Source organism: Mesorhizobium sp. BR1-1-2, from assembly GCF_020165435.1.
Taxonomy (GTDB): Bacteria; Pseudomonadota; Alphaproteobacteria; order Rhizobiales; family Rhizobiaceae; genus Mesorhizobium.
In genome coordinates, this window is the sequence record NZ_JAIUID010000005.1 from 161,739 (window position 1) to 174,771 (window position 13,033).

Genomic DNA, 13,033 nt, shown 5'->3' on the forward strand with positions numbered 1-13,033 from the left:
GCGCAGGCGTGGTTTATTGGGTCGGTACAAGCTGGAAGATGAACAAGACGCTCGCCGAGGCGCTGGATTTCGCCGGGGCGTTGGCGGGCTTCGTGCCAGGCTTCGACGAGCGCATCCAGCCTTTCGTCATCCCGCCTTTCACGGCGGTGCGCGAGGTCAAGCAGGCGCTGTCGTCGACGCGGGTCAAGGTCGGTGCCCAGAACATGCACTGGGCCGATGCCGGGGCCTGGACCGGCGAGATATCGCCGCTGATGCTGAGCGACTGCGGCCTCGATCTGGTCGAACTTGGCCACAGCGAACGGCGCGAGCATTTCGGCGAGACCGATCGCACCGTCGGCCTGAAGACGGCGGCCGCCGTCAAGCACGGATTGATACCGCTGATCTGCGTCGGCGAGACGCTGGCGGAGCGCGAAAGCGGCAAGGCGGATGCGGTGTTGACGTGCCAGGTCGAGAGTGCGCTGCGGTTCCTCGAAGGCGAGGCGAAGGCGGCAAAAATTCTGTTTGCCTATGAGCCGGTCTGGGCGATCGGCGACAAGGGTATTCCGGCCAGCTCCGCCTATGCCGACAAACAGCAGGCGCTAATCAAGAAAGTGGCCGGCGGCCTGCTGCCGTCCATCCCGCCGGTGCTCTATGGCGGCAGCGTCAATCCCGGCAATGCGGCCGAGTTGATCGGCCAGCCCAGTATCGATGGCCTCTTTATCGGCCGCTCGGCCTGGCAGGCGGAGGGCTACATCGACATCCTCAGGCGCGCCTCGGCGGCGATCTGAACAAACGAAATCATTCAAGAAAGGACACGACCATGAAAATAGCCATTGGAGCCGACAGCGCCGGCAAGCCGCTGCTCGATGTCATCGCCGCGCATCTCGCGACAAAATCCGGCCTCACCGTCAGCGATCTCAGCCAGGCCGGCTTTTATGCCGACCTGTCGCAAAAGCTCGCCCAGACGATCGTCGAGGGCGAGAACGACCGCGGCATCCTGTTCTGCGGCACCGGCATCGGTGTTTCGATCTCGGCCAACAAGGTGCCGGGCATCCGCGCCGCACTCACCCACGACACCTATTCAGCCGAGCGCGCCGCCAAATCCAACAACGCGCAGATCATCACCATGGGCGCCCGGGTCATCGGCCCGGAACTCGCCAAGGCGATCGTCGATACCTGGTTGGCCTCGGAGTTCGACGAGAAGGGACCGTCGGCCGGCAATGTCCAGGCGATCAACAAGCTCGATGAAGCGAAGCAGGCCTAAGCCAGGCTTTCGCGCAACGCCTCGATGACGGTTACGGCCGAGGCGGCGCCGGGGTCGATATGGCCGAGCGAGCGTTCGCCGAGCCGCGACGAGCGGCCCTTGGCGGCGATCATGTCCTTGGTCGCTTCCGCCCCCCGCCGCGCCGCGCCCACTGCCGCGTCGAGGCTTTCGGCAAGGCCCTTTCCGGCCGCATTGCTGGCGCCGGCCGCTTCCGCCGCCGGCGACCAGGCGTCGATCATCGTCTTCTCGCCGATCTCGGCCTTGCCGCGATCGCGGATGCCTTGCGCCATCGCCTGGAACAGCGCGACGACATCCGCATCGGCCAGCGTGGTCTTGCCCTTGACGGCGGCGGCGGCGCGCATGAAGGCGGTGGCATAGAGCGGGCCAGACGAAGCACCGACGGCGTTGAGGAACGATTTCGCCGCCATGTTGAGAAGCGCGGTCGGCTCGGTCGCCGCCAGGTCGAGTGGCGCCAGCGCGTCGCGCACGGCGTTGAAGCCGAGCGCCATGGCGATGCCGTGATCGGCGTCGCCGATGACGCCGTCGAGCTGGCAGAGCCGGTCCTTGTCGGCTTCGATCGCCACCGCGATCGCATCGAACATTCTCTTCAGGTCAGCGCTATCGATGCTCACGGATCACTCCTCAGCCGGCGCGGAACATGGCGCAGTCGCACGGATGGTCGAGCATGGTCTGCAACTCGCCATCCAGATGGAACAGCGTCACCGAGGCGCCGGCCATTTCGAGCGACGTGCAATAATTGCCGACCCAGGTCGCATGGATGGAAACGCCGATGTCGTCGAGACGCTGCTTGACCCGCCGGTTCATGATGTAGAGCTCCATCAACGGTGTCGATCCCAGCGAATTGACCAGTACCGCGACCTTGTCGCCGCGTTGCGGCGCCATCTCGGCAAGGATCTTGTCCAGCATCTCGTCGGTGATCTCGTCGGCGGTCCCGAGCTTGCCGCGCGCGATGCCCGGCTCGCCATGGATGCCCATGCCGATCTCCATCTCCTCGGCCCCGATCTCGAAATTCGGCCGCCGGGTCTGCGGCAGCGAGCAGGGCGACAGCGCGACGCCCATGGTGAAGGTATGGTCGTTGGCCTTGCGCGCGACGCGCTCGCATTCGTCGAAAGAGAGCATGCGGTCACAGGCCGCGCCGGCCGCCTTGAAGACGAAGAAATTGCCGGCGACGCCGCGGCGCTTCTGCCGCTGGTCGCGCGGTGCCGAGGCGACATCGTCGGTGGTCAGCACCGTGCGCACCTCGATGTCGTCCATGGCGGCCATTTCGGCCGCCATGTCGAAATTCATCACGTCCCCGGCATAGTTGCCGTATGTGAACAGAACGCCGGCGCCGCCGTTCGCCGCCTTGGCGCATTCAAGGATGGGATCGGGTGGCGGCGAGGCAAAGACATTGCCGATCGCCGCCGCATCCGCCAGTCCCTTGCCGACAAAACCGAGAAAGGTCGGCTCATGGCCCGAGCCGCCGCCGACCACGAGCCCGACCTTGCCGGGACGCGGCCCGTTGCGGGCGATGATCGAGCGCGGGCTGCCGTCCGCGCTCCTGAGATGACGGGGATGCGCGGCCAGAATTCCCTCTAGCATCTCGTCGACGGTACGATCGCCGTCATTGATGATCTTCTTGGTCTGCACCGGCATCCTCCCGAACTCGGCATTTTCCCGAGATACTACAGGCTGTTACTGGGATTTCCACCCCGCTCTCGGCTGTTTCAGGCAGCGATGTGCTTTCGCGCCGCCAGGATCTGGACGCATGCGCCGGCCGCTTCCTTGCCCTTCACCTGGAAGTGCTCGAGGAAGAAGCGGTGGTGCTCGGCGCTGTCGTGATAATTGTGCGGCGTCAGTACCGCCGAAAGCACCGGCACGCCGGTCGCCAACTGCACGTTCATCATGCCGTCGATGACGGCGCCGGCGACGAACTCATGCCGGTAGATGCCGCCATTGACGACGAAGGCAGCGCCGAGGATCGCGGCGTAGCGATCCGTCTCGGCCAAAGTCTTGGCGTGCAGCGGGATCTCGTAGGCGCCGGGCACGTCGAAGATTTCGACGGCGAAGCGGCCGTTGCCCAGTGTTGCAAGCTCTGCCTCGAAGGCAGCGACACACTGGTCGACGATATCCGCGTGCCAGCGCGCCCTGACAACGGCAACGCGGGTCGTTTCATAGTCTTTGTGGGAATGCTGATTCATGGGTCCATCCTTCCGTTTCGAACCAGAATCAGGACGCACGACACGAAAACCGGCCGCCGGGGCGGTCCGTCTTCCGTTTCGTTCTCTTCCATCCGGACTGTAACCGTCGGCTCCGGAATTGCACCGGATCTGCTGACCCTTCCGGTTTTGCCGGAAAGCGCTCGCGGGCTTGGGCCGAAACCCTTTACCGCCGGTGGGGACTTTCACCCCGCCCTGAGAACATTAAACGGCTTTGTATGGAAGGGCAGGGGCGCTGCTGTCAACCAGGCGAAGGCTGGTGGCCCATCACGTCCTGTGTGGCTGGCGCGGGCGCCATGCCGCGGCCGAGGCCGCGATCAGCATGAGCACCGCCGCCACCATCGACGACGCGGCAAAGCCGAAACCGGAATATAGCGGCCCGAAGCCGGTGGTGCCGACAAAGACCGCCAGATAGGTCACCGCGCTGTTCAGGCCCATAATCGTGCCGCGCCGCGACGGATCGAGCGCCGAGAGGCGCATCACCAGCACGTTAAGACCGAAATGATTGGCCAGACCCCAAGCCGCCACCATGGCGAGCGTCAGGCCATAGTTGTTGCTTGTCGCGGCGATCGCGACATAGACGATGGCGACGAGAAGGTAGGCGAAGGGCATGACGCGGCGAGCCCCCAGGCGATCGATGATGCCGTCGAAGAGCGCCGCCGTGCCGAACCCGGCGCCATAGGCGAGTGCGGCCAGGCCGTTGGCGCTGACCGGCTGACCCAGCCCGCTGTGCAGATGGTCGCCAAGATAGCCGTAGACACCGTAGAAGGCGGTCATGAAGGCGCCGCAGGCGATCAGCAGCGGCACGATGCCGGGGGTACCGAGCGCCTCGAGCGGCGCCGGCGCCGGGCCGGCCTTCCTGACATCCGGGAGTGACGATGCGGTGAGGCTGCCAAGCGCCATCGCCGCCAGTAGCGCCACGGCGGCGAAGACGGCCCGCCAATGCACGAGATCGGCAAGCACCGCCGACAGCGAAACGCCGGCCACCATGCTCAGTGTCCACCCTGTCAGCACGACACCGATCGTTCCGCTTTCCCGTCCGGGCGGGGCGATCGCCGCGGAACTGGCATAGATTGCCGGCATGGCGACGCCGGCGGCGATGCCGGCGAGAAGCTGCGCGGCGACCAGTGCCGTCACCGTCGGTGCCGCGGCGCTCGCGACAAGCGCCAATGCCAGCAGCAGCAAGGCCGCCTGCAGCATCCGGCGCGCGCCTATCCGGTCGATGTAGCGCGCCAGGAACAAGGCGCTCGCCGAGGTGCCGAGGCCGAAAGCGGCCGCCGCCATCATCACGACAGGCACGCTGGTCGCGAACGACACCGCCACGGCAGGAGCAATCGGACCCAGCACCAGGGAGTTCGAGCCGATCACGGCGATGCATCCGGTCAAGAGATAGGCCAGCGCCGGGATGGGCGGCCGGGCGTTCGCACCCAGGGTTGCTGCTTGATCACTGTTCGACATATCTTCATAATGGCCGTATTTTATTCGGCGACAATCGGGAATTTCCACTATGGACGAAGAAACAAATGGCATTCCGCAGAACAGGCCGGCACCCCGCGACGTCGACGCGATCGACAGAAAAATATTAGGCGTTCTCGTCGACGACGCCACGGTCAGCTATGCTGAACTCGGCGATCGTGTCGGCCTTTCGCCGCCCGCCGCGCATGAGCGCGTCAAGCGCCTTCGGCGCAGTGGCGCCATTCGCGGCACGGCTGCTATCATCGACCCCAAGGCGGTCAAGAAGCCGCTGCTGGCATTCGTGCACATAGACACCAAGGGCTGGGGCAAGACGCCGGAGCTGATGGCGGTTTCGCAATATCCGGAAGTCGAGGAGATCCACACGGTTGCCGGCGACACCTGCATGCTGCTGAAGGTGCGCACTGAGGACACGCGGGCGTTGGAAGGCCTGCTCGCTCGCCTCTACGAAACACCCGGCGTCACCTCGACACGCAGCTATGTCGTGCTGTCGACCTATCTCGAGCGGCCGGTGCAGCCCGGCGTCACGACCCAGTGGCCGGCGCCCAGGCACATGGCCGAGCCCCTGTACTAAGGCCTGATGCCGATAAGCGCGAAGCGGTTTTCGGACGACATCATGCTCTATCTCTTTGATTTGGAGGTGGACTGATCGTCTCCGCCGAAAACGGCGCAAGACAAACAATGATATGCTAATCTCCCGAACCTCCAGGCAGGCGGCGGGTGATGGCAATGCAGGACACGGACAAGCTGTTCGCTGGCTCCATACCGGAAAACTACGACCGCTATATGGTGCCGCTGATTTTCGAGCCGTTCGCCGCGGATATGGCAAGACGAGCAGCGTTTCTGTCGCCCGCCGCGGTTTTGGAGACGGCCGCCGGCACGGGGGTCGTCACGCGCGCATTGGCGCCAATACTGTCTCCCGGCGCAAGCTATACCGCAACCGACCTCAACCAGCCGATGCTCGACCACGCCGCTTCGCGACAACCTCCCGACGGTCGCATCACATGGCGTCAGGCGGACGCCTTGACGCTGCCGTTTGAAGATGCGGCTTTCGACCTCGTTTGCTGTCAGTTCGGCGCGATGTTTTTTCCCGACCGGCCATCTGCCTACCGCGAAGCCAGGCGAGTCCTGAAGCCGGGAGGACATTTCCTGTTCAGCGTTTGGGATCGCATCGAGGAGAACGTCTTTGCCGACGATGTGACGAATGCTCTCGCGAGGATCTTCCCCGACGATCCGCCGCGCTTTCTGGCACGCACGCCGCATGGCTATCACGACAAGGCAGTGATCCGTCGCGAGCTGGAGGACGCTGGCTTTTCTCCTGTGATCATCGAGACGAGAGCCGAACAAAGCCGTGCATCCTCGCCGCGCCTTCCCGCCGTCGCTTATTGCCAGGGAACTGTGCTTCGCACCGAAATCGAGGCCCGGGAGGCCGGGAAGCTGCAAGCCGCGACCGACTACGCCGCATCCGCGATTGCAGACAGACATGGCAGCGGCGCGGTGGCCGCCAAAATTCAGGCTCACGTCATCATGGCAACAGCTTAGGCCAATTCCAGCAAAAGTGCGCAGCGGTTCTGCGTCCGCAATTGCGTAGGAACAAACAGATAGAGCATTAGAGGCGATCCTGTTTCGCCGGAAATGCCCTAGCTCCCCAGCCGGATGGTCTCGAAATAGGCGTCGGTGCCGACCTGACCGCCCTTGAGCGCGATTTCGAGGCCATCGATTGCACCGCCGCCATGAGCGACACAGAGCGGTGATCCCGGCGATTCCGGCAACGGCATGCGCACGGTCAGCGCGTCGATGGCCAATTGTCCGAGCGCGTGGCTGGAAGTGTCGCCGCCAGCGATCACCGCGCGCTTGAGTCTCTTCTCGACGACCAGCCGGCGCAGAATGTCACCCAGTGCCCGGCCCAGCCTGTTGCGTGCGCCTTCGATATGGTCGATCTCCGCACTACGGTCGGCCTGTGGACCAAGAGCTGTGTAGAGGATGACGCTGCGCCCCGCAGCCAGGCTTGCCAATCCGCTCGCGACGGCGCGCTCGATTGCGTCGGCGGCGCCCTCAGTGACCAGTTGCATGGCATCCATCTCGACGCCGTCGAAACCGTGGGCAAGGGCGTGGCGGATCTGCTTTTCGGTGGTCGGCGATACGCTGCCCGAGACCACCGCGAGGCGGTCCACCGGTCCCGGCGGCGCGAACGATGCTTGTCCGGAGGCAATGCCTCTGCCGGCCCATTCGGCAAGCAAGGCGTACTCGACGCCCGAGGATCCGACAACGAAGCCATGGCCTTGGTTGTGGATACGCCAGATCTGCTCGCCGACGCGTCTCTGTGTCTGGCGGCTTTCGACATCGAACAGGACAATCGCCCTGTTTTGCACGGCCTGATCGACCCTTTGCGCAAGATCGTCAGCCTGCAATGCCGCCAGGTCGACAAGTCCGGAGCTGAGACTGGTCTGACGCGAGAGATGCACCAGCAGGTCTGCTTCGTTCATCGGCGTCACCGGATGCCTGCTCATCACCGGATGCCTGTCGATGCGGAAATACTCGCCGCGGAACGCCGCGAAAAGGTTGCCGAAGGCCGTGTAGCGCTTGAGCTGCGGCGCGCCGACGACCATCGGCACGCTGCTCTGGCCGAAGATGCGCCGGCCGATCTCGATGGCGCGGCCGATATTGCCGACCGTCGGACTGGAATCGAAGGTCGAACAGATCTTGTAATGGCAAACCGCAGCTTCGAGGCCTTTCAGCCATTCGAAGGCGGGCGCCAGATTCTCCTCCATCCATTGCGGCGTTTCGCTTCGGCTGGTGCCGGCCAGTCCGACGGCCCGGCAATTGGCAAATCGCGCCAGCAGGCGCTGGTCGGGCCGGCGCATGAACAGCACCGTCGGCACGCCGCCGAGCTCAAGCGCCTCCATGACGTCGGTCGAGCCGGTGAGGTCGTCGCCATAATAACTCAGGAGCAGGTTCTGCATGGCTTCGCTCAGGCCGCCTTGCCGTCGCTGAACTTCTCGATCGAGCGTGCCAGCTCGGCATGGTCGCGCGCGAAATCGTCGAGAGCGATGCCCTCGACTGCCGCCTGCCATGCCTGCAGCACCGCGCGCACGCCGGCGCCGGGCCCGTCCGGATGGCTGACGATGCCGCCGCCGCAGAGATAGAGGAGATCGACCGTGCGGCCGGTGCGCTCATAGGTCTCCGGCGCCTGGCCGCCCCATTGGCCGGAGCAGGCCACGGGCAGCGCGCAATCGTCTGGTGAAAACAGCGGCGTGGTCACCGCTTCGAAGGAGCGGACGAAAGAATCGTCCGGCTCCCAGTATTTCGAGCCGATGCCGTTGATCTGGAATTGGTCGACGCCGAGCAGCCGCCAGAATTGCTGCCATACCTTGAAATCCATGCCGAGGCCGGGGTGGCGGGTGAGTATGTCCCAGCCATTGCGGTGCGCATGCAGCACCAGCCCGGAGCGCTTCCTGAGATAGGCCATGCCGCCGAAGCCGATGGAGTTGATGTTGACGACCGCGCAATTGCCGCCGGCTTCGAGCACCAGATCGTGGTTGCGCATCATCTCGTCGGGATCGGCATGCGAGATGCCGAAGGCGTACATCACCTTCTTGCCGGTCTTCTGCTCGTGGTCGAGGATCAGCGGCATGATCGCCTTCACCCGCTCAGCGAGCGGCGAATAGGCCGGGCTCATCAGCTTCTCGTCGTCCTTGATGAAATCGACTCCGGCTTCGATCAGTTCCCCCACCATCGCGGCCGTCTCGTGCGGCCTGAGGCCCAGCGCCGGCTTGACGATGGTGCCGATGATGGGACGGCCTTCGACCCCGGTCAGCTTGCGGCTGCCGGCAACGCCGAATTGCGGACCGGGATGGGCGCCCCGGTATTGTTCCGGCAGCTTCATGTCGATGACCCGGATGCCGGACAGGCCCCTGATCGAATAGGTGCCGCTGATGGCGATCGTCATCAGCGCCGACAGGTCGGTGCCGATGGCGTCGAACGGGAAGCCGATGTCGACATCGGCGCGTCGGAAGGGGCCGTTCCCGGATCCGGGAAGCGACGGCTGCTCGGCATCGGGCAGGGGCCTGATCGCCAGCACACGAGCTGCCACACGCGCTTTCAACTCCTCGGTCTCGCCGGGCAGCGCGACGAAGGTGCCGGTCGACTGGTCGCTCGCGATCTTGGCCGCCAGCGCTTCGATGCTGCCAGGGGTTTCGATGCGATAGGTAAGCGTGATCATGGTTTGCCGGCCGCTCGAAAAGGTTCGAAAAAAGTTTTGTCGCGCAGGAAATCTGGTATAATGAGTACCTAAGTATTGCAAGCAATATCCCGACTTCGGCAAGAGGGCCGGGCTTCGGCAATTCCGGGAAATGAGCGCGTTTTTCGTTCGGAATTGCCTGGAACAAAGAGCTGGCGCGGCTTGGCGATTGCGTGATCGCGGGACCGCTCCAGGCGTAGGCATTCCGGTAATCCTGCCTGGAATGCTAAACAGGAACCGGGCCAGGGAGTGATTCGTCACGATGAACCGTTCGGAGCCGATCGTCCGGCGCAAACTTTCCGACGAAGTCTTTGCAAGGCTGAAGCGGCTGATCACCAGCGGCGAGCTGCAGCCGGGCGACGACATGCCGTCCGAACGCGAGTTGATGGAGCGCTTCGAGGTCGGCCGGCCGGCGATCCGCGAGGCCATGCAGGCGCTGAGCAATATGGGACTGGTCGCCATCTCGCATGGCGAGCGCGCCAAAGTGCTGCAACTGACCGCCAAATCGATCATCAGGCAGGTCGACGGCGCGGCCAAGATCATCCTGTCTTCATCCAGGGACACGCTGGAGCACCTGAAGACGGCGCGCATCTTCTTCGAGCGCGGCATGGTCAGGGAAGCCGCGGAAAAGGCGACCGCCGAGGATGTGCAGCGGCTCAGGGCAACGGTGGCCGAGCAGCGCGCCGCGCGCGGTGATTCCGAAGCCTTCATCTCCGCGGACATGAAGTTCCACACCCAGATATCGGCGATATCGGGCAATCCGATCTATGTTGCCGTCAGCGAAGCTACACTTGGCTGGCTGAAGGAATACCACACCGAGATGCTGATCTGGACCGGCAAGGAACAATACACGCTGACCGAGCATGAGGAGATCATCGACCGCATTGAGCACAGGGATGCTGACGGCGCCGAAAAGGCGATGATCAAGCATCTAGAACGCTCGCGTGCGCTCTATGTGATGAATTCCGATAAGTAAGGCTGTTTGCCTATCCAATTCGCGCAATGGCGTAGGGCGACATCGTAAGATGGCCCTGGCCCAGCGCCGAAACATCAACCGTGAGATCGTTCGCCGTCAGGTTCGCCAGCCAGACGATGATGTCGCCCGAGGCGGCGCGTCCGGCTAGCGCCGCAACACGCGTCTCGTCGCTTGTTTTCGCGGCAACATGCGCGAGCCCGGCCAGTTCGCAAAGCCCCTGGATGGCCTGGAAAATCGGCCGTGGTGATCCCTCGGCGACGGGCTCCCCGGATGCGGCCAGCACGCCGAACGGCCCGGTGACGCTGGACAGCGTCAGCATCTCCAGCCCGGCCGGCGCGACCCGCGCGGCATAGCCGATGGTCCAGGCGGCGGCAAACTGCGCGGCATGGCGGGGATCACGGTTCGCCATGGCGATGCGTTGGCCGGCGAAATTGTCCTTGGTCGCGCCGCCATAGGGGTTCTGCCGCATGGCAATGGTGGACGGGCCGATCCGGTAACGCTTGTCGCCGAAGATCGCCCGGGTGGACCGGGTGATGAAGGGCAGCGCCTCCAGCGACTGCATGACGCTGAGATCGTCGGCGGCGTGAACGATCGGGCAGGTGCAGTGCGTAATGAAGTCGAGTTGGTCGGCGGGCACGCGCTTGCGGTTGAGCTCGGTGAAATAGCTGAACATGCCGCCGCCGAGGCGAATGCCGGGAAAGGCGCGCCGCGCCGCGGCATAGATCTCTTCCAGCGGCGGACATGCCGGCCAGGCGCTGCCCGGCGGCGTCGACTGGCGGTCAACGGAAGGCGAGACGGCAACCGAATCGAGCCGCAGGCCGGCCCGGCGCACCATGGCGGCGACATCGGAGAGTTCGGCATCGACGTCGCCGGTGCAGGCCGCCACGCATTCCAGCGTGGTCGAAGCGGGATAGGCCGCGGCGAGCCGGGCATGGGCGCGCAGCGCGTCCAGGCCGTGGCCGCGCGTCGGATCGAAATGGAAGAGGAGTTGCTGCGGGCCGAGCCTTGCCAGCATCGGCAGGTCGGCCAGAGTTGCCTCGACGTCCTCGGGATAGACGATCACGCCGATATCGGGCAGCCTCGGCCCGGTCTCGCCGAGTTCGATGCGGACCGGTTCGGCACTCGCCGCCGCGGCGGGCATCCTGGTGTCGCCGATAAGGCGCAGGCTCACCGTCTGGCACATCGGCTGGCCGGCTGGCAGCACATAGGGCCACGGCAAAGCCAGCGGCCGCACATAGGTCTTGTAGGAGGCGTCCGACCAGTTGCGCTGGTCCTCCATCTCGAAAATATCGCCATCCATCCGGCATTCGGCGCTGAGGCCGGGCTGCACTCCATGGGTGATGGCACGCAGATCCTTGAAGGGCTGCCACGGGTCGATCAGATCAGGCAGCTCCGTCTTCACCACGCTGCCATCGGTGTGCTCCACCGTCACCGGGCTGCCGGCGAGGCCGACGATCGGATGCAGGATGCAGAAGCCGCAGCGGTTGGTCTCGAAGTCGCTCTCGGGCAGTGCGGTCACATCGAAGACCAGCCTGCCGTCGGCGGAGCCTTCGATCGTCGCGTGAAAGCGGAGGCTGCTGTCGTCCGGGCCGGTGCAATTCGCCTCATAGCTTACCGAGAAACGGTCGTCCTTCTGGTCGATGGTCAGGTCCGTGAGCTCCGGCTCATAAGTGCCCCAGTCGCGGTCGCGTACGATATAGGCGATGGCGCGCAGCACTTCGGTGCCGCCATGGCGGATGGTGCGCAAATTGCCATTGACCAGCTCCGCGCTCAGCGCGCCCGCACACAGCAGGATCGGTGCCGCTTCGGCCGCCCGTGTGCCGTAAAGATCGAACGCGTCGGCTGTCATTTCAGCAAGGCTTCGATCTGCACCGGTTCGCGGCTCGCAGCACCCGCATAGGCGGCTTCGACAAGGGCGAAGGTCTTGAGATTGTCGGCGCCCGAGGTCGCCGGCTCCTTGCCTGATGCAAGGCAGTCGACCCAGTGCCGCTGGATCGCCAGCACGCTTTCCTGGATGTTGTGCCATGGCCGCGAGGCCCAGGGCAGAAGCGGCGGCGAGACATCGCTCATTCTGGTTCCGCTCTTGCCGGTGACGGTCAGCCGGTAGCCCTGCGCCAGCCGGATCGTGCCGTCGGCGCCGTCGAGCTCGATGAGTGTTTCCGGGAACGGCTCGGTGGCGAGCTTGGTCGCATAGCTGCAGTCGACAATCGATGTGGCACCGCCGGCATGATCCATGAGCATCGTCGCCACATCCTCGCCGGCGATCGCCGGGTTTATACGTGTGGTCCGCGCGGTCAGGCTCGTGACGTCGCCGAGCAGGAAGCGGGCAATGTCGAGGATATGGATGCCGAGATCCTCGATGATGAAGCGCTTTCCCGTTGCCAGATAGGGCTGGCCCGAAAACACGTCATAGCCGGAGCGGAAGGAGATGCGTCCGAAGAAGGGCGTGCCGATCTCACCGCTGTCGAGCGCGGCGCGCACCGCCTGGATCGGCGACTGCCAGCGGAAATTCTCATGCACCATCAGCGGCACGCCGGCTTTGGCGCAGGCCGCGACCATCGCCTTGGCATCGCCAAGCGTCGGCGCGAACGGCTTCTGGCAGATGACGGGAACGCCATGCGCGGCCGCCATCTCGACCAGTGGCCGATGGCTGCCGACAGTGGTGGCGATGTCGACGAAATCGAGCGTCTCGGCGGCGAAAAGTTCCGCCGCATCGGTGTAGCGCCGTGTCACGCCGAACTGCTCGCCGACGATCCGCAGCCGCTCCGGATCGCGGTCGCAAATGGCGACGATCGAGGCGCCCTCGATATCGCGCCAGGCATGCATCTGGTTGACGGCGAAGAAGCCGCAGCCGATCAGCGCTCCACGCAACTCCGTCATGA

At 64.7% G+C, this 13,033-nt stretch carries 13 protein-coding genes and 1 riboswitch; of the genes, 5 read left to right on the forward strand and 8 right to left on the reverse strand.

What is annotated here, in order from left to right:
• Positions 1-8 precede the first annotated feature (8 nt).
• Complete coding sequence (locus LB551_RS13340) at positions 9-767, forward strand: triose-phosphate isomerase (RefSeq protein WP_224659477.1); 759 nt, start codon at positions 9-11, stop codon at positions 765-767.
• Between the two features lie 32 nt (positions 768-799).
• Positions 800-1,243 (forward strand): RpiB/LacA/LacB family sugar-phosphate isomerase, encoded by a 444-nt coding sequence (locus tag LB551_RS13345; RefSeq protein ID WP_224659478.1) that lies wholly within the window; start codon positions 800-802, stop codon positions 1,241-1,243.
• On the opposite strand, the gene dhaL is transcribed toward LB551_RS13345, so the two are convergent.
• The 4 genes from dhaL to LB551_RS13365 all read right to left on the reverse strand — a co-directional run bounded on the left by dhaL (position 1,240) and on the right by LB551_RS13365 (position 4,920).
• Positions 1,240-1,875, reverse strand: coding sequence for a dihydroxyacetone kinase subunit DhaL (gene dhaL, locus LB551_RS13350; RefSeq protein ID WP_224659479.1), 636 nt, complete (start codon positions 1,873-1,875; stop codon positions 1,240-1,242). The two genes, LB551_RS13345 and dhaL, sit on opposite strands and share 4 nt — an antisense overlap.
• Before the next feature lie 10 nt (positions 1,876-1,885).
• Complete coding sequence (locus LB551_RS13355) at positions 1,886-2,893, reverse strand: dihydroxyacetone kinase subunit DhaK (protein WP_224659480.1); 1,008 nt, start codon at positions 2,891-2,893, stop codon at positions 1,886-1,888.
• A gap of 77 nt (positions 2,894-2,970) precedes the next feature.
• The gene (locus LB551_RS13360) at positions 2,971-3,444 is read right to left on the reverse strand and encodes a 6,7-dimethyl-8-ribityllumazine synthase (RefSeq protein WP_224659481.1); all 474 of its coding nucleotides are present in this window, start codon (positions 3,442-3,444) and stop codon (positions 2,971-2,973) included.
• A 76-nt stretch (positions 3,445-3,520) separates the two neighbouring features.
• Positions 3,521-3,669: riboswitch (FMN riboswitch) on the reverse strand.
• A 60-nt stretch (positions 3,670-3,729) separates the two neighbouring features.
• A complete protein-coding gene (locus LB551_RS13365; protein ID WP_224659482.1) occupies positions 3,730-4,920 on the reverse strand; it encodes an MFS transporter in 1,191 nt (396 codons plus the stop codon).
• A gap of 49 nt (positions 4,921-4,969) precedes the next feature.
• Between LB551_RS13365 and LB551_RS13370 the strand changes: the two genes are divergently transcribed.
• On the forward strand, positions 4,970-5,509 hold the full coding sequence (locus LB551_RS13370; RefSeq protein WP_140551173.1) for an Lrp/AsnC family transcriptional regulator: 540 nt from the start codon (positions 4,970-4,972) through the stop codon (positions 5,507-5,509).
• A gap of 155 nt (positions 5,510-5,664) precedes the next feature.
• On the forward strand, positions 5,665-6,477 hold the full coding sequence (locus LB551_RS13375) for a class I SAM-dependent methyltransferase (protein ID WP_224659709.1): 813 nt from the start codon (positions 5,665-5,667) through the stop codon (positions 6,475-6,477).
• A 98-nt stretch (positions 6,478-6,575) separates the two neighbouring features.
• Here the strand turns inward: LB551_RS13375 and LB551_RS13380 are convergent, their stop codons facing one another.
• Both LB551_RS13380 and oiaX read right to left on the reverse strand, forming a co-directional pair.
• The gene (locus LB551_RS13380) at positions 6,576-7,898 is read right to left on the reverse strand and encodes a four-carbon acid sugar kinase family protein (RefSeq protein WP_224659483.1); all 1,323 of its coding nucleotides are present in this window, start codon (positions 7,896-7,898) and stop codon (positions 6,576-6,578) included.
• An 8-nt stretch (positions 7,899-7,906) separates the two neighbouring features.
• Positions 7,907-9,157, reverse strand: a complete 1,251-nt coding sequence (oiaX, locus tag LB551_RS13385; RefSeq protein WP_224659484.1) for a 3-oxo-isoapionate-4-phosphate decarboxylase OiaX — start codon at positions 9,155-9,157, stop codon at positions 7,907-7,909.
• A gap of 280 nt (positions 9,158-9,437) precedes the next feature.
• On the opposite strand from oiaX, the gene LB551_RS13390 reads away from it, so the two are divergent.
• Positions 9,438-10,151: a transcriptional regulator NanR gene (locus tag LB551_RS13390; RefSeq protein WP_140551170.1), complete on the forward strand. Its 714-nt coding sequence runs from the start codon at positions 9,438-9,440 to the stop codon at positions 10,149-10,151.
• 10 nt (positions 10,152-10,161) lie between these two features.
• Here the strand turns inward: LB551_RS13390 and LB551_RS13395 are convergent, their stop codons facing one another.
• A complete protein-coding gene (locus LB551_RS13395) occupies positions 10,162-12,000 on the reverse strand; it encodes a hypothetical protein (protein WP_224659485.1) in 1,839 nt (612 codons plus the stop codon).
• Positions 11,997-13,031, reverse strand: a complete 1,035-nt coding sequence (locus tag LB551_RS13400) for a Gfo/Idh/MocA family protein (RefSeq protein WP_224659486.1) — start codon at positions 13,029-13,031, stop codon at positions 11,997-11,999. The genes LB551_RS13395 and LB551_RS13400 overlap by 4 nt, the downstream gene beginning before the upstream one ends.
• Positions 13,032-13,033: the final 2 nt, after the last annotated feature.